The 21,374-nt window shown below is 63.2% G+C and carries 20 protein-coding genes; 7 read left to right on the forward strand and 13 right to left on the reverse strand.

Annotation, left to right across the window (positions count from 1 at the left end; all coding sequences use genetic code 11):
• Nucleotides 1-201: 201 nt before the first annotated feature.
• Nucleotides 202-2,013, forward strand: a complete 1,812-nt coding sequence (locus C1A35_RS19565; RefSeq protein ID WP_104665923.1) for a phosphoenolpyruvate carboxykinase (GTP) — start codon at nt 202-204, stop codon at nt 2,011-2,013.
• Nucleotides 2,014-2,496: 483 nt separating this feature from the next.
• Complete coding sequence (locus C1A35_RS19570) at nt 2,497-3,051, forward strand: hypothetical protein (RefSeq protein ID WP_158665098.1); 555 nt, start codon at nt 2,497-2,499, stop codon at nt 3,049-3,051.
• A gap of 212 nt (nt 3,052-3,263) precedes the next feature.
• Here C1A35_RS19570 and C1A35_RS19575 read toward each other — a convergent pair whose 3' ends face one another.
• A complete protein-coding gene (locus C1A35_RS19575) occupies nt 3,264-3,788 on the reverse strand; it encodes a CGNR zinc finger domain-containing protein (protein WP_234822927.1) in 525 nt (174 codons plus the stop codon).
• Nucleotides 3,789-3,896: 108 nt separating this feature from the next.
• Here C1A35_RS19575 and C1A35_RS19580 point away from each other — a divergent pair, with 108 nt between their 5' ends.
• Nucleotides 3,897-5,081: an MFS transporter gene (locus tag C1A35_RS19580; protein WP_104665926.1), complete on the forward strand. Its 1,185-nt coding sequence runs from the start codon at nt 3,897-3,899 to the stop codon at nt 5,079-5,081.
• Between the two features lie 31 nt (nt 5,082-5,112).
• On the opposite strand, the gene C1A35_RS19585 is transcribed toward C1A35_RS19580, so the two are convergent.
• Both C1A35_RS19585 and C1A35_RS19590 read right to left on the reverse strand, forming a co-directional pair.
• Complete coding sequence (locus tag C1A35_RS19585) at nt 5,113-5,934, reverse strand: TetR/AcrR family transcriptional regulator (RefSeq protein WP_199772979.1); 822 nt, start codon at nt 5,932-5,934, stop codon at nt 5,113-5,115.
• Nucleotides 5,885-7,216 (reverse strand): aspartate aminotransferase family protein, encoded by a 1,332-nt coding sequence (locus C1A35_RS19590; protein WP_104665927.1) that lies wholly within the window; start codon nt 7,214-7,216, stop codon nt 5,885-5,887. Before C1A35_RS19590 ends, C1A35_RS19585 begins: the two co-directional genes overlap by 50 nt.
• Before the next feature lie 145 nt (nt 7,217-7,361).
• On the opposite strand from C1A35_RS19590, the gene C1A35_RS19595 reads away from it, so the two are divergent.
• Together C1A35_RS19595 and C1A35_RS19600 are read left to right on the forward strand one after the other, a co-directional pair.
• Nucleotides 7,362-8,087: a TetR/AcrR family transcriptional regulator gene (locus C1A35_RS19595; protein WP_158665099.1), complete on the forward strand. Its 726-nt coding sequence runs from the start codon at nt 7,362-7,364 to the stop codon at nt 8,085-8,087.
• Between the two features lie 77 nt (nt 8,088-8,164).
• Nucleotides 8,165-8,380, forward strand: coding sequence for a DUF4287 domain-containing protein (locus C1A35_RS19600; protein WP_104665929.1), 216 nt, complete (start codon nt 8,165-8,167; stop codon nt 8,378-8,380).
• 43 nt (nt 8,381-8,423) lie between these two features.
• Here the strand turns inward: C1A35_RS19600 and C1A35_RS19605 are convergent, their stop codons facing one another.
• The 4 genes from C1A35_RS19605 to C1A35_RS19620 all read right to left on the reverse strand — a co-directional run bounded on the left by C1A35_RS19605 (nt 8,424) and on the right by C1A35_RS19620 (nt 12,045).
• Nucleotides 8,424-9,065 (reverse strand): NADPH-dependent F420 reductase, encoded by a 642-nt coding sequence (locus C1A35_RS19605; protein ID WP_158665100.1) that lies wholly within the window; start codon nt 9,063-9,065, stop codon nt 8,424-8,426.
• Complete coding sequence (locus C1A35_RS19610) at nt 9,058-10,131, reverse strand: LLM class flavin-dependent oxidoreductase (RefSeq protein ID WP_104665931.1); 1,074 nt, start codon at nt 10,129-10,131, stop codon at nt 9,058-9,060. The genes C1A35_RS19605 and C1A35_RS19610 overlap by 8 nt, the downstream gene beginning before the upstream one ends.
• 91 nt (nt 10,132-10,222) lie before the next feature.
• Nucleotides 10,223-10,900: an isochorismatase family protein gene (locus C1A35_RS19615; protein WP_104666164.1), complete on the reverse strand. Its 678-nt coding sequence runs from the start codon at nt 10,898-10,900 to the stop codon at nt 10,223-10,225.
• A gap of 296 nt (nt 10,901-11,196) precedes the next feature.
• The gene (locus C1A35_RS19620) at nt 11,197-12,045 is read right to left on the reverse strand and encodes an AraC family transcriptional regulator (RefSeq protein ID WP_104665932.1); all 849 of its coding nucleotides are present in this window, start codon (nt 12,043-12,045) and stop codon (nt 11,197-11,199) included.
• A gap of 200 nt (nt 12,046-12,245) precedes the next feature.
• On the opposite strand from C1A35_RS19620, the gene C1A35_RS19625 reads away from it, so the two are divergent.
• On the forward strand, nt 12,246-13,760 hold the full coding sequence (locus C1A35_RS19625) for an amidohydrolase family protein (RefSeq protein WP_199772980.1): 1,515 nt from the start codon (nt 12,246-12,248) through the stop codon (nt 13,758-13,760).
• Between the two features lie 118 nt (nt 13,761-13,878).
• A complete protein-coding gene (locus C1A35_RS19630) occupies nt 13,879-15,363 on the forward strand; it encodes an amidohydrolase family protein (protein ID WP_158665101.1) in 1,485 nt (494 codons plus the stop codon).
• Nucleotides 15,364-15,474: 111 nt separating this feature from the next.
• Here the strand turns inward: C1A35_RS19630 and C1A35_RS19635 are convergent, their stop codons facing one another.
• From C1A35_RS19635 to C1A35_RS19660, 6 genes are all read right to left on the reverse strand, one after another.
• Nucleotides 15,475-16,113, reverse strand: a complete 639-nt coding sequence (locus C1A35_RS19635; protein WP_104665934.1) for a LysE family translocator — start codon at nt 16,111-16,113, stop codon at nt 15,475-15,477.
• Nucleotides 16,114-16,239: 126 nt separating this feature from the next.
• On the reverse strand, nt 16,240-17,448 hold the full coding sequence (locus C1A35_RS19640; protein ID WP_104665935.1) for an MFS transporter: 1,209 nt from the start codon (nt 17,446-17,448) through the stop codon (nt 16,240-16,242).
• Nucleotides 17,449-17,693: 245 nt separating this feature from the next.
• On the reverse strand, nt 17,694-18,854 hold the full coding sequence (locus C1A35_RS19645) for an MFS transporter (RefSeq protein ID WP_104665936.1): 1,161 nt from the start codon (nt 18,852-18,854) through the stop codon (nt 17,694-17,696).
• A gap of 357 nt (nt 18,855-19,211) precedes the next feature.
• Entirely contained in the window at nt 19,212-19,658 is a 447-nt protein-coding gene (locus C1A35_RS19650) for a DoxX family protein (RefSeq protein WP_104665937.1), read from the reverse strand.
• A gap of 306 nt (nt 19,659-19,964) precedes the next feature.
• On the reverse strand, nt 19,965-20,495 hold the full coding sequence (locus tag C1A35_RS19655; RefSeq protein WP_104665938.1) for a DUF1097 domain-containing protein: 531 nt from the start codon (nt 20,493-20,495) through the stop codon (nt 19,965-19,967).
• 50 nt (nt 20,496-20,545) lie between these two features.
• Complete coding sequence (locus C1A35_RS19660) at nt 20,546-21,283, reverse strand: SDR family oxidoreductase (RefSeq protein ID WP_104665939.1); 738 nt, start codon at nt 21,281-21,283, stop codon at nt 20,546-20,548.
• Nucleotides 21,284-21,374 lie beyond the last annotated feature (91 nt).

Here is a 21,374-nt window from a genome sequence, read left to right on the forward strand (position 1 = left end):
GCCGCCACAAGGAGGCGAAGGCCCGGTCTATCCGAACATGTAAGGTTCGGCAGGCGGGCCGCACGGACCTCCGTGAGGAAAGCCGGCGAAGGCCCGGTCTATCCGAACATGTAAGGTTAGGAAGGCGGGCCGCACGAACCTCCGTGAGGAAGATCGGGCCGCGCGAACAGACTTCATTATTGCCAAGCGAAAGACATATCCATGCAAGACCTGACTGTCACAACCAACCCCGCCCTCGGCCAATGGATCGACGAGGTTCAGGCCCTGTGCGAACCGGATCAGGTCCATCTCTGCGACGGCAGCGATGCGGAATACGAGCGTCTCTGCAGCACCCTTGTCGCCGCGGGCACCTTTATCCGGTTGAACGAAGAAAAGCGTCCGAACTCGTTCCTCTGCCGCTCCGATCCCGGCGATGTCGCACGCCTCGAGCATCGCACTTTCGTGTGCACTGCCGACCGGGACGATGCTGGGCCGACCAACAATTGGGCGGATCCCGCCGAAATGCGCGCCGAGCTTCAGCCGCTGTTCAAAGGGTCGATGCGCGGGCGGACGATGTATGTGATCCCCTTCTCCATGGGGGAGCCCGGCTCGGACCTCTCGATGATCGGGGTCCAGATCACCGATTCCGCCTATGTCGCGGTCAGCATGAAACTGATGGCGCATATCGGCCTGCCGGTCCTGCGTGCGCTTGGCGCCGGCGAATTCGTGCGCTGCCTGCACTCGGTCGGAGCCCCGCTCGCGGCCGGCGATCGCGATGTGCCGTGGCCCTGCAATGCGGAACACAAATATATCGTGAGCTTCCAGGACGACGGCTCGATCGCATCCTTCGGTTCCGGCTACGGCGGAAATGCGCTTCTCGGCAAGAAGTGCCTAGCATTGCGCACCGCCTCGCTGAAGGGACGAAAGGAAGGGTGGCTTGCCGAGCACATGCTGATCATGGGCGTGGAGGATCCTGCCGGGAAAACGACCTATGTCGCGGCCGCCTTTCCGTCGGCCTGCGGCAAGACCAATTTCGCGATGCTTCTGCCGCCCGAGGGTTTTGCGGGGTGGAAGGTCAAGACGGTCGGCGACGACATTGCCTGGATCCGGCCGGATGCGGAGGGCACCTTGCGCGCCATCAATCCGGAAACCGGCTTCTTCGGCGTTGCCCCGGGCACCAACGATAAGACCAACCCCAACATGATGGCCGCGATCGCGCGCGATACTATCTTCACCAATTGCGCGCTGACGCCCGATGGCGACGTCTGGTGGGAGGGGCTGACGGAAGTGCGGCCGCCGGCGCTGGTCGATTGGCGCGGTCTCGACTGGACGCCTCAGGCCGGTCGTCCGGCGGCCCATCCGAACGCCCGCTTCACCGTTTCGCGTGCCCGCTGCCCGAGCATGGATCCCTTGGCGGCCGATCCCGCCGGCGTGCCGATCTCGGCGTTCGTCTTCGGCGGGCGGCTCTCCCATACCTTTCCGCTCGTCTTTGAGGCCAGGGACTGGCGCGAGGGTATCTACTGGGCGGCAACACTCGGTTCGGAAGCGACGGCCGCCGCCGAGAACCAGGCGGCGACGCGGCGCGATCCCTTCTCGATGCTGCCCTTCTGCGGCTACAACATGGCCGACTACTTTGCCCACTGGCTGTCGATGGGTGACCGGCTCGCGAACACGCCGGCGATCTTCCGCGTCAACTGGTTCAGGCGCGACGACGGCGGTGCGTTTCTTTGGCCGGGTTTTCGGCAAAACATGCGCGTGCTGAAATGGATCGTGCAACGGACAGAAAACAGGGGTGGCGGACAGGTCGCATCGGTCGGCCTTGTGCCCCGCTACCACGACATCGACTGGCGTGGTCTCGACTATAACGGTCAGACCTTCGAGGCGCTGATGAAGGTCGATCGGGACGAGCTCCGGCAAGAGCTGCAAAGCCATGACGTATTGTTGGAGTCCTTCGGCCATCGATTGCCGGCGGCGCTTTCCGTAACCCGCCAGGCTCTGCTCGACGCGCTGGACCAGGCTCCGCCTCAAAACTAGAGCGTTTCCCCGGATGATAGGATCTGTCGGCATTCCCCCTGGAGTGCCGCTCCGCCGGCAGACCGGCGCTACACGCCTTCGCACGCGCGGCGCTGTCTCGGATCGCTTTCGGCCTGCGGATGCAGGGGGCGTGCATCGGAGCTGAGGCGTTCAGATTGCATACCTCTATGTTAAATTCTCGAACCGGACGACATGCGGGCCGAAGGACCGCTCCAAGGGTTCCCGGCGGCGCGTGACAATCCGCGACAACGGTGGTTTCGAGCCCGGGGAGGGGGACAGATGCATCTTGTTGTTTTCTGTGACGGAACCTGGAACACGCCAGACCAGATGGAGGACGGCCTGCCGGCAGCGTGAAACTCACCGTGCACCGATGACAAGACTGTGGTGCCCCAGGGGGTGCAACGATCGCCGCTTGCGCTCCGGTCCCGGCTGGCGCACACATGCCGCGTCGATCGAATGCCGGGCTAAAGGAGGGCACGAACAATGACTTGCGCGTCAAGGGTCGCCCTTATCCTTGCCATGGCTGCGACGTCGCTGGGCGCGGCGACGGCCAGTGAGCCGAAGGCTCCGCAAGAGTCATGTACCGAATTGCCCGAGGCCAATCGGGCCGACTGCATCACGGCGGACGACCTTCTTGCCCCGCTCTCCACGTCGCCCGACGATGCGGATCTCACGGTGTTGATGAGAGCCGACAAGGGTGCGCTCACGCTCGAGTATCACAAGCCGGGCGAGCCTTCCGAAGGCGATCCTTCGGTACAATGTACCGTCAGCGGTCAAATCACGCTGCCCGCCGGAAAGGTCGTGCATCTCGAATTCATCTCGGCCGATGTCGTCTACAGCTTTGAGGTGCCCGGCTATGTCGAGCAGGTCGATCTCGTGCCCGGCCTCGTGAACTCCCGCCGGATCGAGACACCCGCCGGAGCGGGCCGGGCTGACGGCGTGTTTCGTGCGGACCCGGATGGATTGAAGACGATCGTCTCGATGCGTTTCGACAAGGGGCAGAGCCCTTTCGACGGCCAAATGCTCTGCGCCGACTGAAGCGCATCGCGGTCTTTCAGATTCGCTCCGAGCGCTTTCCGTTTTTGATATGTCGCATGCCGCCATCGCAAGATTGCTGCGCAGTCTTGCGCGACCTGCTCCAGGACTTTGCGTCCTTGTCAGGATCGCGGTCCCATCGTGTTTTCGGCTGATGATCGCGGCCGCGCCGTTGAAAGTGCGCCTCAGGCCGGCTGCCCGATCCACACCGCCGCCTAGCGGTTCCTGTTTGAACGCGCGCGATACTCGGCCATTTTCATGCGCGCCGCGCAGGCCTCCGAACAGTAGAGTTTCGAGCCGTTGCGCGTGATGTCGACATAGGCGCGGTCGCATTCCTTCGCATGACATATGCCAAAGCGCCGCGTTCCAAACGTGTCCATCAGCAGCGCCAGGGAGACCGCAAACTCGCCTGCCAGCGCCTCCACATCGGTTTCTCCATCGCCATGGAAATGCAGGTGAAATGGCTGCCCCACATCGTCAACGAGGTAAGGGCGGGCGCCATAGCGGCGCATCAGGTCATTCAAGGTTTTTGCCGCCGCCGTCTCGTCCGGTGCCTCGAACACCGGACGAAGCGCTACAGCAACCGAATAGAGCCGGGCGCCGGCATCGTCCACCGACAGCAGCCGTTGTCTCATCGGCGCGTGGAGCTGTTCGGCGAACGCCTGACGAAGTGCACGCTCCTGCAAGCCAGAATAGGAACGCCCTCCCGCGCGTCCCTCCAGCGCGAGGTTTACCAGCACCGCCGCCAACCCGGCCTGTCGTTGCGAGTTACTTGTAAGTTGCATTTTGACGGTAACTCCTTAAGGATCGCTGTTACCTTTTAATCGAACAAGAGGGGTAACGTCACGATGGCTTGGACATCTTATGTTGCGGTACTGCGCAGCGACGGGGCCGCTCGACTTGCGGGTGCGGTAACGGTCAGTCGTCTGACGACATCGATGCTGAGCCTTTCTCTTCTGCTCGCGGTCTCCGCGAGCAATGGTTCCTTCGCCGAGGCAGGCCTTGTCCTGTTCGTCCATGCCGTTGCGCTCGCCTTGGCGGCCCCGGTCAGTGGGCGTCTCGCGGATCGATACGGCCCGCGGCGAACTCTCCTTGCCTTCATCGGGTTCCACGGGCTGTCCTATGCGGCGATCGTGTCTGCTCTCGTTCTTGCGCTGCCGCTGTCTCACCTCGTCGTTGCCGCAGCTTTTCTGGGTTGCACGACCCCGCCGTCAAGCGCGGTCGTGCGCAGCACCTGGCCGTTGCTGGTTCCCGGAAAATACCTGTCGAGTGCCTACGCGCTTGATACGGTTATCAATTCAACCACGTTCATCCTGGGCCCGATGATCGTGGGCGGTCTCCTCTTCTTCCTGTCGGCAAACACGGTCGTGGGTGCCTGCGCCATCGCCAAGATTACCGGAGACGCGCTGATCGCAACGGGCGCTTCGGGGCTCAAGGTTGGCGAGCGCAGCGGGCGCAAGGCGCTTGCGCTGAGCGCAAATGCGCCACTGATGCTGCTTCTCGCCGTTATCGCAGCCGATACCTTCACGATAGGGGCATTGCAGGTCGGGGCTGCGGCCGGCGCCACGGCGGCAGCGGCGAGCATTCTCTTCAGCGCCTTCGCTGGCGGCGAGGTCGTCGGAGGGCTTCTCTCCGGCGTCCGATCGCGCGATGCCAACGTCAAGCGCGACATGATGGTCTTCCATCTGGCAACGGCCTGCCTCTTCGTCTTGATGAGTTGGGTTCTCGAATCATGGGGACTGCTGGTGCTTTACGTCGGCGTCGGACTCCTCAGCGGGGCGCGGGATGCGCTGGGCCAGTTCGCAATCGGCATCAGTGCCCGACCTGAGGACCGCACGGAGGCGTTTGGCTGGCTCAGCGGTTTCATGTGGGCCGGTTACGGGCTTGGCACACTCCTGTCCGGCTATCTGGATGAGGAGTGGGGGCGCAGCAGCATCTATCTGGTCGCGGCCGCAGCCTCGGCGACGTCGGCCATCGTCCTGTTGTGGCTGAAGCTCGGCGGAGCCGCTGGCGTGATTGAGGATCGGGCGTGACGGACTTCAAGTCGCCACATGTCTGGGCAGGTCACGCCGTCATGATGAAAGGCCGACACGCCTCCGGCGGCACGCCATGAAGCACGAGTTTTCGAAATGCGGCATCGGCTTCGCGCGGGGTCGTTTCCGGTCGCACTTCCAGCCACCAGCGCAGAACGGCGTTGAACGTGGAGACCATATGGCGGATCACGAGATCTCGAGGAAGGGTGGCATCCATCGTGGCGGGCAGTGACTGGCGGAGAACTTCCGCAAGCACATCGTCTATCGCGTCGCGAACGATGCCGCCTCCGCGTCCGCCGGTAAGCGCGCTGCGAATGTCCGCGTGTTCCGCAACATGCTCGAACAGGGCCCGGCTCGGATCCCACGCCTGTTCTCCTTCCTGCCGGAGCGCCGCCGAGATCGTCCTGTCCTTTGCCGTGACGAGCAGATCGCGCAAACGCTCCAGGCTGCGCTTCAGGAGGTCATCCTTCGACGTGAAGTGCGCATAGAACGTGGATCGACCGATATTCGCCTCGGCCAGGATCTCTTCCACGGTGATCAACTCGTAGTGTTTGCGGCGGATCAAGGACAGAAGAGCCTCATAAAGCGCGGTGCGCGTTCTGACCACCCGCCGGTCGATCCCCATGCTCGTTCTCCTTCTTTCCGGATTTGTTCGGCCGGCAGTCCGGTTCAGCAGCCGAGGTCCCCGCCTGTCCGGAAATTTCCGAACATCATGTTCCGGATCGTGCCGGGCGCCGTCAACACCAGCAAGCAGCCATGGCTGTATTTTCTGCCGGCAGCGATCGTGATCGCCTGAGCACGACCTATTGGCGATCGCGCTCAGCAACCCGGTCGAAGAGGTCTTGCCGCTCATCGAGAAACGCTGTGAAGGCCACCTGAAAGCGCGAGCGGTCGCTCGCCGAGATTTCCAGGCTGAGAGCGTACATCCCGCGCCGGGCGAGGTAGAACCCGCGCGACAGCATGTCGAAATAGAAGAGTTCCTTCAGCTCCTGTTCGCCGTTTCTTACGTCGGCAGCCGTTCGGAGTTTGCCGCGGGCAAAGTGCACCGTTCCGAGCGAGCCCATTCCCGTGACTTGCACCGGCACACCCGCATCGGCGGCGTGCCTGTTGAGTTGCGCGCGAAACGCATCTCCTTCCGCGTTCAGTCTCGTGGCGACATCAGGCGTATAGATCTCGGTCAGCGCCGCAAGGCCGGCTCTCATCGTGAGGACGTTGTTGTTGAAGGTTCCCGCGTGGGCAAAGGCTGCGGCGCTTGCGGGATCAAATCGTGCCATGATGGGCGCGCGGCCGCCAAAGGCGCCGATAGACATGCCGCCGCCGATGTACTTCCCCAGGGTCATCAGGTCGGGGGCAATTCCGTGGAGTTCCTGCAGCCCGCCCGGCGACAGCCGCGAGGTCATCACCTCGTCGAAGATGAGCAACGCTCCGTGCCGGCTTGCCTCCGTCCGAAGAAGCTCAAGAAAGGCGCGTTCGGCCGGTATGCAGCCACCGGAACCGAGCATCGGCTCGACCAGGATCGCCGCGCATTGGGCGCCGAGCTCCTGCAACAGGGCCGCCGTGCGCTCCAGATCGTTATAGGTCCCGACAACAAAATCATGAGGCACATTTGTGGGAGCGCCGCCGGTTGCGAAATTGAGAACGCCGCCATGGTAGCCGCCGTCGAACACCAGGACTTTCCTGCGCCCTGTGATCGCCGTTGCCGCAGCCAGCGCCATCAGGTTCGCTTCGGTTCCCGAATTGGTGAAGCGAACCAGCTCGATCGGAGAAAAACGCCTGCAGACGGCGGCTGCAAAGCTCGCTTCGCTCTGCGTGTGGGCAGAAAGGTTGAGGCCCTGGTCGAGCGCGGCCTCGATGGCTGCCCGAATTTTGGGGTGGGAGTGCCCGAAGAGGCCGGCGGTGTATTCGCCCAGGAAGTTTGAATATTCGTGCCCGTCGGCATCCCAAAGCCGGGCGCCGCGTCCGCGTTCGATCGCCAATGGGAAAGGTCTGTGGAACAGGATGCTGCGGGTGTTGCCGCCGGGCATGAACGCGCGCGCGGTCCGATGGTATTCCAGGCTCAGCCGATTGGTCTGTTCATACCGGTGATGTGCTTCGGCCAGCGCTGCCGCCATGGCGGCTTTACCATTCTTCGACATGTCCAGTCCTCCCCAAACGCGTCCGATTGCAGTGTTGTACGAGTAACAATTTTGCTTGTCCACTGTACAATAGGAACTGGATGAGTTACGACAGGCACCATGGAATGCGCCGGATCCGGCGCCATCGATGCCGTTAGGAACTGGCATGTCGAAGGAAGACGCTCCACGGCGCGGTCGCCGCAACGACCAGCTCGATCATGATCAGATCGTCGCGACGGCGCTCATGATCATCGATCGGGACGGGCTCGACGGCTTCAGCATGCGGGAAGTCGCGCGTGCGCTTAAGGTCTATCCCACGGCCATCTACTGGTACTTCAAATCTGGCAAGAACGCGCTTCTGGCGGCAGTCGCCTCAAGGGCACTCAATGGCGTCACGCCGGCCCTTCACCTGAACGACGACTGGCGAGAATGGATCAGGCTGCTGTTTCGGCAGTATCGCAAGGCGCTCTCCGAACACCCGAACGTCGCGCCCTTGCTCGGCGCCCAGCTCGTATCCAATGCCGGGGTCAATCCCATTCTTGTCGAGCGCGTGCTGACGGCACTTGACGGCGCCGGATTTCGCGGGGCGGCGCTGATCGACGCCTACAACGCCGTTCTGGCTGCGATGCTAGGCTACGTCACGCTCGAGTTTGCGCCCGTGCCGCGCGACGAGCCCGACAGCTGGGCACGAGGGTTCGAACAGCAGCTGAGAGAACTTCCTTCCGACCACTACCCGCTCATCCATAAAAACTTCGCGGGCCTCGCCAACCGGGCCTTCATCATGCGCTGGGAAAGCGGCAGCACGGCGCCGCTCGACGGAGGGTTCGAGACCTATGTCGAGGCATTCGTCCTCGGCCTGGAAGCAAAGCTGGCGAAGCAAACGATGGGCTGACGATGATCCGGCGGACAGGCGCGCCTATCCGCTCGCCCGACCCTATCGCGAACAACAACGCAAGGATGGAGACGCACATGGCAACCGATACCAAAGTTAAGGGCCCGGCATCCTATTTCCCGTCAATAGAAAAGACCTATGGCAAGCCTGTCGCCCATTGGCTCGAACTGCTCAATTCCGTGAAGGAAAAGAAGCACATGGAACAGGTCGCCTTCCTCAAGGAGGACCACAAGATCGGTCATGGCCATGCGAACGCGCTTGTGGCGTTCTACCGCGCCCAGGCTGGCTTGTAGGACGAGCTGGATCCGCTTCGTTTCGGCTGACCAGCGAACCGAGCTAGGCCAGATTTTCGCTGGAGAGACCGAGATGATCCTCCATTTCGCTACGGGTCATCGCCGCGCCGAAAACCGGGGTGCCGCCGGCAAAGAGACGGGACGACGCCAGTCCGCCGGAAAGGACCGGATCAAAGCCAAGCCTGTCGACGAACGCCGCAACCACCGGGTTTGCCTGGGGATCGTCACCGGCGACCGCCATGGCGCGACGCTCGGCATGCCCTTGCGGGCGGGCAGCGTCCTCGATTTCGTGGTAGCCCAAGTGATTGAAGCTGCGCACGAGCCGGGCGCCCTTCAAAAAGCGCTGGACCACCTCGCTGCTTGAGGCGGCGCCGTCGAACTCGGCGAGCGTCCCGTCCGTCGGCGCCCAGTAATTCATGGCGTCGACGACGATCTTGCCCTGAAGCAGCTCGGGTTTGAGATTGCGATACTTCGAGAGAGGCAGCGCCAGAACGACGATATCGCTTTCGGCGATCGCCTCTTCGGCGCTTGCGGCAATTGCCCCCGGTGCCACGATCTGCAGCATGAAGGCGTTGTCGGCGGCGGGCCGCGAGGTTGCCACCCGCACCTCGAAGCCGGCTGACAAGGCGCGCCGGGCAAGGGCGGTGCCGACCCGCCCGGCGCCGAGGATCGCGATCTTATGCATGTGCTGCCTCGTCGTTCTCCGGCACAGGCTGGCGCCTGCCGAGCTCGGCATCGACGAGCGGCTTCACCCGGGTGCCCAGGAGTTCGATCGAGCGCAGGAAGTCCCGGTGCGGCATTTGCCCGACATCCGTCTGGAAGAACTGGCGTTGGTGGCCGATGCTCTTGTGAAGCGTCACGATCCGCTCGGCGATCTCCTCGGGATGGCCCACAAAGAGCGCACCCGCGCCGCTCGCCTCCGTGTCGTAGTGGAACCGCGGCGGCGGCGCAAATCCGCGAATCCGACCGATCTGCTCCATGACCGCGTGCCAGTGCGTCCAGAAGAAATCCTTGGCCTGCCTGGCGTCTTCCCCGACAAATCCGGGGCTCGCGACAGACACCTTGATCTTGTCCGGTCCATGTCCGGCCTGCTCGGCCGCACGTCTGTAGAGATCCGCCAAGGGTGAGAACCGGTGCGCCTGGCCACCGATGATCGCATAGGAAATCGGCAGGCCGAGCAGGCCGGCGCGAACCGACGAATGCGGATTGCCGCCCGTCGCAAGCCAGATCGGCAAGGTTCCCCTTTCGGGCCGCGGCACGACCAGCGCATCGTTCAGGGCCGGCCGGAATTTTCCGGACCAGGTGACGGTCTCGTTCTCATTGATCTGCAGAAGCAGATCGAGCTTCTCGGCGTAGAGTTCGTCATAGTCATTGAGGCTCTGGCCGAACAGCGGAAAGGATTCCGTTGACGAACCGCGGCCCGCCGTGATCTCGGCGCGCCCATTCGAAACGGCATCGAGGGTTGCGAATTGCTGATAGACCCGCACCGGGTCGTCGGTGCTGAGCACGGTCACGGCGCTGCCGAGCTTGATGGTCGAGGTGGACGCGGCCGCGGCGCCCAGAATGACCGTGGCGGCGGACGCCGGCATTTCGCGCGTATGATGTTCGCCGATCCCGAAATAGTCGAGGCCGACCTGGTCTGCGAGCTGGATGGCCTCGAGCAGGTTGCGCGTCGCTTGCGCGGTCGAACCGAGTTCGCCGGTCGCGGTATCGCGCTGTACGTCGCCGAAGCTGTAGATCCCTAGTTCCATCATCTTCTCCTGATGTTCACAGTCGCCCTCTCCATTCGACGACGCGTCGGCGCCGGGGCAAAGTGCCCCGACGCCATCGGTCACGGCGGTGTTAGCCGCGCTGGGAGTCCAGCTGTTCGTGGTCCTTCTCGACCTGCTGGGCCTTGAGGTAGCTTTCGATCAGCAGCTGGTATTCCGGGAAGATCTTGGTGTAGATCTCGGCCCACTGCTGGGCGTCGTCGCGATGCCAGGTGCGCTGCAGTTCGGAGGCAACCGCTGCCGTATCCATCGGCACGACGCCGGCCTGGACGACGCGGGCAAGGGTGATCTCCTCAGCCATCTTCGAATAGGTGCCCGAGGCATCGACGACGGCAAAGACCTTGTAGCCGTCATAGACGGCGCTGATCGCCGGGAAGGCCATGCAGACGCTGGTGATCGTACCGGCGATGATCAGGGTCTTGCGGCCGGTTTCCTTGACGGCGGCGACGAAGTCCGGATTGTCCCAGGCGTTGATCTCGCCGCGGCGGGCGATGTATTTGGCATGCGGCGCATTGGCGTGGATTTCCGGGATCAGCGGGCCGTTCGGGCCCTGCGGCACGGAGGCGGTGGTGATGACCGGCATCTTCGTCAGCGTCGCCATGCTGGCAAGGGCTGCCGCATGGGCGCGCAGCTTCGGCATCGGCATGTCGTTGACGGTCTGGAACAGGCCGCTCTGGTGGTCGATCAAAAGCATCACCGCATCATCGGGATCGATAACCGGGCGCTGTCCATTGAAGTTTGCAGGGGTCATGTCGGTTTCCTTTCTCTTCATTGCTCGGACCGTTTCTGATTGAGCGGCCTTCGATGACTAAGAGAATAGGGATGGTACAAATTGGCGGTAGACGCCTGGATTGAGCTTCTATGTCTCAATTATAGGACAAATCGGTCGGCTTGATCGCACCCGCGTGAGGGTGCTGCGACGAGGGGCGTCTACCGCAGACGTGTTTGATTGGCCCGATGCAAGGGGCGAACATGTCGAAACGGGGCTGCTTGTCCGCGGTGGCGCATGGAGTTGATCCGCGCCGGGCTTAAGGCCGCGACGCTTTCCTATTGGACCGGGGGAACGGCCCACCGGCCGTCGCTGGCCAGTTCTCCTTGCGAGATGGTCCGCGTGAACCAGTTCAGCGGTGGCAGGTCGGCCCATACGACTTCACCGCCTGACCTCGCGTCCGTCTCGGCCGCCGATCTGCCGCCGGCGCGGCGCATCATCGTCGAGAACGCGCTTGGGGTATAACCGAGATCGGAGGCAACGACCTTTGCCGGTGTGCCCTGATCGAGTTGGGCCCTCGCATAGGAAACCCGGACGCGGTCCATCCATTCGCGGTAGGACATGCCGATCTCGCGTTTGAAGAGCCGGGAGAATGTGCGGACGGTAATACCGAGTTCATCCGCGAAATAGGTAACCGGGCAATCGATCAGCAGGTTGCCCACCGCCGCTTGGCAAAGGGCACGCAGCTTCTCGTTTTTCGGCAGGGGAATGGGGGACACGTTGGTCCGGGCCGCAACGATCTCAGCCTTCAGGAGCGCCAGCATCAGGTCTTCGCGCTCGGTCTTGTCGCGGGCGGCGTCCAGTTGCAGAGCGCTCAGCAGCAAGGCCCGCAAGAGCGGCGAAACGTCCAGCACGCTGCATTCCAAGGCGTCGAGGCCGGCGCAGGTCCGCAGCATGAGCGAGGTGATGTTGGTGTCCGTCAGCATGCGGACTTCATGCACGCAGAGCGGCGGCAACCACAGTGCCCGATGCGGCGGGATCACCCAGTTTCCCTGGTCCGTCGAGACGCTCAGAACGCCGGCCTGCGCGTAGAGAAGTTGCGGGAACGGATGCACATGCGCCTCGATCACCAGCCCGCGCCTGAAGTTGCGAACCAGGGGCAAGAACGAGAGATCGCCGCTGTCCATGAAGCCTGTCCTAAACGCAAAATCGAATGTCCGGTTTGCAACATGCTATTTGCTCGCGTGGCGGTCAACATCAATTACTTTGTCTTTTCAAGGGGCTGAGCTCTCCATGGCTCGCTCATGGAGGAGGGAAGGGACCCGTCGCAACGCCCGGCAAGGGCGTGCGGCAGATCCATGTGGCTCCGTATCTTGAGGAGGAAGAAATGGAAGTGACCCGCAAGGACATGCTCCGGATGGGAGCGACCGGTCTATTGGCCGCAGCGCTTGCCGGCGGACGTCAGGCGAACGCCTCGAGCCAGAAGCAGAGCGCACATGCCGCGCCGAAGTCCGTCCGCCCCGTGCTTATTCGCGATGCCGACATCCTCACCATGGACGAGAAGCTTGGCGAACTGTCGTCGTTCGACGTGCTGATCGAAGGCGAGAAGATTGTGGCCATCGGCAAGGGCATGCGCGTGGCCGATGCCGAGGTCGTCGACGCAACCGGCAAGATCCTGATGCCCGGCATGAATGACGGCCATCGGCACGTCTGGCAGATCATGCATGCGGGCTCGATGGTGAAAACCGAGGCGGCGCGCTACGAGCGTTACCAGACGTGGAAGGAGCGCACCGTCGTCTGCATGACGCCGGAAGACTTTCATCTGGCAGGTTACGTCGGTGGGCTGCTGGCGATCGATTCCGGCGTTACCAATCTCGTCGACTATGCGCACGGCCAGCACAACCGCGAAAAGGCCTTTGCCGGTGCCCGAGGACTGATCGAATCCGGCGTCGCCGGGGTCTTCTGCTACCAGATCGCCCATAGTCCCACCTATGGGCCCGGAGATACGATCCCGCTCGCCCAGGCGTCGGCCGAACGCCTGGCACCGCCGACGGAAGAGCACTATGAGACCGCGCAGCTTCTGCGTGACGAGCTGTTTTCTTCAGCCGATAGCCGCCTGCGTTTCGGCCTTGCCTCCAGCAACGGTCTTGCCCGGCATTCGATGCGCCAGGCGAAAATCGAGTTCGATCGCGCCCGGACATTGGAGCCCTTCCTTTTCGCCCTTCATATCCATCGACCCAATCCGATGCCGCCCGAAGGGATCTACCGCCATATCTCCGATCTTCACAAGGCGGGACTGCTGGGGCCGGACATCCATGTTTCCCACGGTGTTCAGATGACCGACGAGGAGTTGGTCATGCTGCGCGACACCGGCGGCATGCTTTGCGCCACGGCGATGGGAGAGTTTCCTTACGTCGCCGCCTCGATCCATGGAAAGGCCCGCAAGATGGGCCTTCCGGCAGGCATCGGTATCGACGTGAACATGGCGCTCACGCAGGACTATTTCGAGCATGTGCGGGCAGGTCTCTGGGCGCATTATCGCTCGGCCGAATACGCTGCGATCGCCCGGGAATACGAAACGGCGGATTCACTCGATTTCGCGACGCGCTGGGGCGCCAAAGCCATGCGCATGGGCGATGAAACCGGCAGTGTCTCCGTCGGCAAATATGCCGATCTGGTGCTTCTCGACACCAAGCGCTACGGGCTTGCCTCTCGCGGGACGCTTGCCGACCGCGTCGTCACCTTTGCAAACCGTTCGGACGTCGACAGTGTCTGGGTTCGTGGGGTTCTGCGCAAATCCGGGGGCAAGATGCTGGGCGTCGACTGGGCTTCGCTCAAGGCCAAGATGGCGGCCGCGCAGGAGCGCATTCTGCGGGACGCGGCGAGCATTCGCTTCACCTGAGACGACCACGCCTCTCCTCATCATCAATGAAAACCGCCCATTCGGGCAGCCATCCGCGCTGGATCCACCGATCGCGTGGCAGGGAGAACTTGCGATGAAGCTTACCAGGAAAGACTTCTTGAAACTCACGGCTGCAAGCGGTCTCGCAGCCGGACTTGGCGTGCCCGCGGCCCGTGCGCAGGCAAGCGGAACCGTTCCGGCGGCGGCCCGCAGCACAAGCGCCACGCTCATTCGTGGCGCCGATATCCTCTCCATGGATCCGAAGATTGGCGAGGTTTACGAGAGCGACGTGCTGATCAAGGACGGCCGCATCGAGGCGATCGCCAAAGCCATCAACGCCGACGACGTCGAGGTTGTCGAAGCCAAGGGAATGATCCTTATGCCCGGCATGGTCGACGGCCATCGCCACGTCTGGCAGAACGCCGAAGCCGGCCAGATCGTCAAGGGCTCGAAGCTCTACCGGCACTACGATCGCGAGAACAACCTGAAATACGGCCTCTGCTTCACGCCGGAGGACATGTATTTCTCCAGCTACTTCGGAGGGCTCGTGTGCCTGGATTCGGGCGTCACCACGGTTCTCGATCACATGCATGCGACCAACGGCAACGAGATCGAGGATGCCGCCGCACGGGGTCTCAGAGACTCCGGCGTCGGCGGCTATTTCTGCTATCAGATGCGTCAGTCGCCGCGCTATGGACCGGGCGACACCTATCCGCTGGCCCAGGCGAGGGCCGATCGCGACGGCCCGCCGGACGAACGACACTACGAGCAGGCGGCGCGGCTTCGGGACCGGTACTTCTCGGATACGAACGGCGCCTTGCGTTTCGGTATCGGCCTCACGGGATCGGTCGGCACGCAGTCGGTCGAACAGGCCGCCAAGGAGTTCAGGCGTTGCCGGGAACTCGGTGCTGCGATCCTGACGCAACACATGAACCAGTCGTTTCCGGAGCCTGCCCCGCCGGTCCTGCGTGGCATCAGGGACCTTCATGAGGCGGGCCTGCTCGGTCCGGACTACCACATTTCCCACGGCAACGACGTGACCGACGAGGAACTCGCCTTCATGAAGGCGGCCGGCTCCAAGGTCTGCGCGACGACGCTCGGCGAATTCACCTACGGCACCCCCTCGCTGCACGGCCGTGCACGGGCGATGGACGTGGATGCCGGGATTGGTCTCGACGCCGCCATTGCCATGCTGCACGACTATTTCGAGCACATGCGCTCAGCCTTCTGGATCCTCTACAAATCCGAAGACGGAGCGCGTCTGGCAAATGCCTACACATCGACCGATGTGATCGACTTCGCGACGCTCGGTGGCGCCAAGGCACTCGGCCTCGGGGATGTCACCGGCTCCGTCACCCTCGGCAAGCGGGCTGACCTGGTGCTGCTGCGCACCGACCGCATGGGTTTTGCCAATCTCGGGAGCCTTGCCGATCGCGTGCTGAATTTTGCGGCGATGGAGGACATCGACAGCGTATGGGTGAGCGGCCGGCGCGTGAAACGCAACGGCGCGATGGTCGACGTCGACTGGGCTCACGCCCGGCGACGCACGGTGGACATTCAGGAACGCGTCTTCGCCCTCGCCGAGACCATCAATCTCACGTGAGTTCGGTCGACGGCTTGGATGTCGCCATGGAGCCTGACGCCTCCGACCGCCGGAACGAGCGGTGGTGATGATGAAGTCGAGGATCCTGACGGTCGGTGCACAAGCCGACCGTCAGGCGATCGTTCGCGCGCTGTCGGACATCAGCTTGATCCCGAGCGCGCCCACCACGGCGCCGGCGGCGCGGTCAATCCAGGTCTTGGAACGCAGATAGACGACCCGCGGGGCCTGCGCGGAAAAGCCGAGGGCGACGATTGCGTACCACAGGAACTCGTTGATGAAGAGCAGTGGCGGAAGGGCGAGCAGCATCCAGGTGGGTGTCGGAGACGGCAGCAGCGCGGCAAACATCGAAGCGTAGAAGATCGCCGTCTTCGGGTTGGAGATTTGAACGAAGAGGCCCCGCAGCAGAGATTTCCAGAGCGTGCCCGGCTGGTCGGCGGGCGTTTCGGCAATGGTTATCTTCTGCGGTGCGGCCCGCCAGATGCCGATGCCGATCCAGACCAGGTAGGCGCCGCCGGCAAGCCTCAAGAGAATGTTGAGCCACTCGACCTGAAGAAGGATCGCCGTCAGGCCGGCGACCGCAATGCAGGCGAACAGGAAGCCGCCAAGGCCCATGCCGACCGCTGCCATCAAGCCGTCGGCGCGCGACCGGGCGATCGCGATACGCGACACGACGATGAAGCTCGGGCCGGGACTCATGGCGCCAAGCAGGAAGACGCCCAGGATGGAGGCAAGAATTGCGAGTTCATGCATATCGCTATCCTCTCGTTAGAAAGCCGCCGCCGCCAGCGCGGGGCGATTATGAAACGCGTCGCATCATTCCTCAATCGGACGCGTGTCGCTCCTCCGGGCTCCACTGCGCAATCGGGAAGAGGCCCCTCAATGGTGGACCTCCTCGATCTTCGGGAGAAACCAGGCGAGAAGTCCCGCAAGCGGCAGGAAGGAGCAGACGTAATAGACCGTTTCGACACCGTAGCTGTCGGCCAGTATTCCGAGGAGCGCCGCAGCAATGCCGCCCAAACCGAAGTTCAGGCCGTAGAACAGCCCGCCGATAAGCCCGATGCGATGCGGCAGCAACTCGATGGCGTAGATCAGGATCGACGCGAAAGCGCTCGCCATGATCAGGTTGATCATCACCGTCAGCACGCCGGTCCAGAACAGGTCGACATGGGGCAGCATCAGCGTCAGGGGCAGCGGCCCCAGGACCGAAATCCAGATGATCCGGTAGCGACCGATGCGATCGCCGATAATGCCGCCGATCAGTGCGCCCGCGGCCGAGGCCAGCAGGAAGATGAACAGCATCATCTGTGCCGAAGGGATGGAAAGGCCGAACCTCTCCATGAGGTAGAAGGTATAGAAGGAGCGGAAACTCTCGCCATAGGCGTTCTTGGTGAACATCAGCAGCGTCAGGACCACCAGGGCCGCGCCGATCGTCGCCGGTGCATGCCGGATGCCGCCGCCCGCCTTCTTGCCCTCCGCCCGCAACGCCATGAATGCGGCGCTGATTTCGCGCTGCTTGCCGCCGATCCAGGCGAGAAGCACCATGGCCAGCAACGCCAGAGCGGCGAACCAGGCGAGGCTCGGCTGTCCCCAGGGAACGATGATCACAGCGGCAAAGACCGGGCCGAGCGCCCCGCCTGCCTGGCCGCCGACCTGAAACAGTCCCTGTGCCAAGCCCTGCCGTCCGCCGGCGGCATAGCGGGCCATGCGCGTGGCTTCGGGGTGGAAGATCGACGACCCGATGCCGATCAGCGCGACCGAGACGAGGATCATCGCATAGCTGTTGGCGAAGGCGAGGCTGACCAGCCCCGAGAGCGTGAACATCATCCCGACGACCGGGGAATAGGGTGCAGGATGTTTGTCCGTGACCATGCCGATCGCCGGCTGCAGCAGCGATCCGGCAATCTGGAAGGTCATGGTGATCATGCCGATCTGCACGAAATCCAGTGCATAGGCATCCTTCAGGATCGGATAGGCGGCCGGGATCAGCGACTGCATGAGGTCGTTGAGGAGGTGGGAGAGCCCCAGAACGACCAGGACCGCAAGATGCGTCTTGGGCCGTGTCAAAGCAGGGATGGCGACTGTCATGGCTGATTTCTTGGCTCCAGGGGTGCCGGGAACGGCTTGCGGCGATGCCCGCGCGCCGGGGAGCTTATGCATCCTCCGATAGGCGGGCAACCACCGCTCGACGTTACGCGCGAAAAAATACGGCGGCGGAACGGGAGGTCAGGAGCGTTCGAACAGGTTCTTGACCGGCCGTCGACCGCGGACAGCCCGGAGCGGCCCTGCCACCCCTGCTTTTGCCGATGCGGGCCTCGCGCCTGAAATGGCGTTCAGGACTGTTTCGGCGCACGGGTCGCAAGGTCTGTGATCGCGAGGAAAAGTCCGACCGCCAGGAAGGCGCCGAGCACCAGCGCTGCTCCGGTCGCGCCCGTCCCGTCGAACTGCATCGCGGCAAGCGGCAGGACGAACAGGATCGTCAGGTTGTTGAGGCTCTCCGAAAGCGAAAGCACCTGGCCTTTTTCATCCCCGGCCCGGGTTGCGAGGATCGCGGTGCTCGTCGGTGCGGCGAGCCCCAACGCAAAGCCCCATGCCGTCAGGCAAGCCAGGTCTCCTGCCAACGACATCGGGCTGAGCATGAAGCCCCCGACCGCTGCGCAGAGGAGGAGCAGGGCGGCCAGGAGCGTGCGGTCGTCGCCTCCAAACAGCCGAATGGCTCGGCCGACGCCGAGGTTTCCGAGCAGAAGACCCATGCCGAACGCCGAGATGGAGACTCCGGTCGCCGCGATGCCGAGCTCGTGGCGTTGCCGCAAGACCTCGCCGGCAAGAAGGAACCCGGCCACGGCCGTTCCGTTCCAGAGGCCTTTCGCGACCAGGGGGCGGATCAGGATTCCTCGGCTGAGCCAGACAAAGCGCCGTGCCTTCGGTTCCAGGTGACGGCTCGCCTGCGGCGGGATCGCACGCTGGGCAATGGCAACGGTCAAGAGGCAGCCCACAGCTGTCACCAGGAAGGGCGCTCGCCAATCGAAGGCCTCCGTCAGGACGCCGGCGATGACCGGGCCCGAGACTATGCCTGATGTCATGCCGATCATCACCGCTCCCATCGCGGCGGATTGCCGGTGCGCGGGAATGACGTCCGCAACCAGGGCAAAGGCCGTCGGGATCAGGGCCGCCGACGCCAGGCCGCCAAAGACCCGCAGAGCAATGGCCGCACCGAAGCTTGGCGCGATCGTTAAGGCGAGCCCGTCGATTGAAAACAGGACGAGCGAGACGAGCAGAAGGCGACGCCGGTCCATGCGATCGGACAGGTAGCCGAAGATGGGTGCGGCGACGGCATAGGAAAGCGCGTAGCTGCTGACGAGCCATGAGGCCTGAGAGGGTGTCGTGTGAAAGGCAAAAGCCAACGGTGAAAGCATCGCCGAAAGCATGAACTCGGTCGCGCCAACGAAGAAAACCGCGAGCGCGAGGGTGGGCAGAATGAAGCGTGAGGGCACGGTTTTTCGTCCTTGGGCTTGAGAAGCAGGGGGAGGAAACCGGCGCGCAAAGACGTCTGGAGCGTTCGTAGCGCCGGGTGGAGAAATCGAAGTTTTTTGGGGAGGGTGTCGGCGCTGTAGAACCCGAGGAGGCGGGTCAGGGCGATGCGAATGAATGCTCGCCTAAGCTGAATGCGACTGGGAAGCTCTAGCAAAGAGGTTTAAAAAACACAACAGGTCATCCCAGGCTGGCTCGAGCGGCATACCGGAAACGAACCGTTGGATAGCCCGTCGCGCTACCGCGCGACTGGCTCCTTCAGGCACTTGTGGTCAAGCCTCGTCGGCAAGCCCGGCCTCAGATGAACTGTCTCGAAGCGCTCAGACCTGCTTGCCGATCAGCCTGTCGAGTGACCAGCGTCCGCTCCCATGGGCACTGAGATAGGCAAAGACCCCGAGCCACACGGTCGAGAGCTGAAATCCGGTGCCGCGGGGGATCATCACCAGCACCAGAATGACGATCATCTGGATGAAGAGCATGAAGGCGAGCGGGCGTGTCAGCAGCCCGAGCGCAATGGCGATCCCACCGAAAAACTCCAGAAGGCTGGTCAGATAGGCGAGCGGCACGGCCGGCTCGAGCCCGAGATCCTGAAAGAGCGCGATGTCGCGGGGCATGTCGCCGTTGAAGAGCTTTTCCCAGCCGAACCAGCTCATGACCCCGCCGGTCGTGGTCCGTAGCAGCGCGTAGGAAAGGTCCTGAACCTTGCCGTAGAGCGGTGCGAGAAACGGAAACACCAGCGGCAAGTCGTTTTGTGCCTGAGCGGACATGTTTTCTCCGGAGATTAATGGGTCCAAAGCCGAATGATCGACGCACCGATGCGCGTCATAGTCCGGCCCCTGCTGTCTACGGATGCCCGATCCGCTTGTCCGCTAAACCCTGCGTTACGAGGGGGTACGCCATCCTCACGGTTTAGTGTGATCCCGTTGAGCCTGGCGCTCTATCTCCGGAGGCTGCCCGGGTGCCTGCCGCTTTTCCTGGAGAATGCGCAGCTCGAAGCGGCGGAAACCTGCGCCGTGCTGTGACCACGACGCAGGTTCGAGCATGAAAGACAGCCCGGGTCTGTGAACGCGTGCTCAGGTTTGCACTGCCCGACGGGTACGGCTTTCGATGATCTGCGCCACCCATCCGGCACAGGAACCAAGGCCGGTCGCGCCGGCGAGCTCGCTGACGGCCGTCAATGTCGGCTCGAGATGTGCTGCAAAGAAAGTGACCAGGCCGATGAAGTAGCCGAGAAGATTGTTCAGCAGGCGCAAGCCTCGCGTGGCGATGACGACGGATCCGGTTGCAAAGACGACCAGCGGGAGCGCGAATGCGCCGAGCGCCGGGGCGAGCAGGTTGACGGTTATGGTGGAAATAGCGCCGAGCGTAAGCCCGATCACGACGCAGACATAGGTCCGCAGCCCTTCGGCGGCAGACGGCCTGCGGGTAAAATAGGCAATCCAGCCCATGAACATGGCCCAGGGCGCGATCGCCAGCACAAGGCTCAGGCCGGCCGCTGCCGCGGCGACAAGGGCCGCGGTAACGGTGAAGACCAGATAGAGGCCGGTGTCACGTCCAGGTCCGGCAGATCCATGCGCATCAGCGTGCGTCGATTCCTGTGTCATGGGATGGTCCTTCCATGAATGAGACTTCGTTGTGAGGAGATGCGTGTGGCTCAGCACATGCCGCCGTTTGCCCGGATGACCTGGCCGTTGATCCACGCCCCATCCGGCCCGGCGAGGAAAGACACGACGCGGGCGATATCCTCGGGTTCGGCGAGCCGTTCGAGCGGGTTCATCCTGGCCATGCGGTCCAGCAGTTCAGGGCTCTTGCCGCTCAGGAACAGCTCTGTCGCCACGGGGCCGGGGGCGATGGCGTTCACGCGAATGCCGCGGCCGCGCATCTCCTGGGCCAACACCTGGGTCAGCCCTTCGACGGCCGCCTTGGTCGCAATGTAGATGCCATAGGTCGGCAGGCGCATTCCGATCACGCTCGACGAGACGTTGATGATGCGGCCGTCGTTGCGCAGCCGCCTCGCTGCTTCGCGGCAGACGTTGAACGTGCCCTTCAGGTTTATCGCGATGGTTTCGTTCACGACCTCGTCGGCGATGTCGGCAATCGGCGCGAGCTTCATGATGCCGGCGCTGTTGACGACGACGTCCACTCCGCCGAAGGCTTGCGTGGCCATGTCGAACATCGCCGCAACCGCGCCGGCGTCGCTGACATCCGCCTGAACGATGCGAGCGTCGCCACCGGCGCCGATGATTTCCTCCGCGACCGCCTTGGCCGCCTCGGTGCGTCCCGCATAGTTCAGGACAATCTTGAAGCCGTCACGGGCGAGACCCCTTACGATTTCCGCCCCGATGCCCCGCGACGCTCCGGTAACCAGCGCGACCTTGTTGCTGTTGCTCATTTGCCAAGCCTTTCGGGTGTTCGGTCTATTGATCGAAAGGAGGATACGGCTGACAGGAGAGAAGAAAAAATGCATAGTTTGCAGGTGATCA

Origin of the sequence: Ensifer adhaerens (assembly GCF_002940685.1) — a bacterium.
In the GTDB taxonomy this organism is placed as follows: Bacteria; Pseudomonadota; Alphaproteobacteria; order Rhizobiales; family Rhizobiaceae; genus Ensifer; species Ensifer adhaerens_E.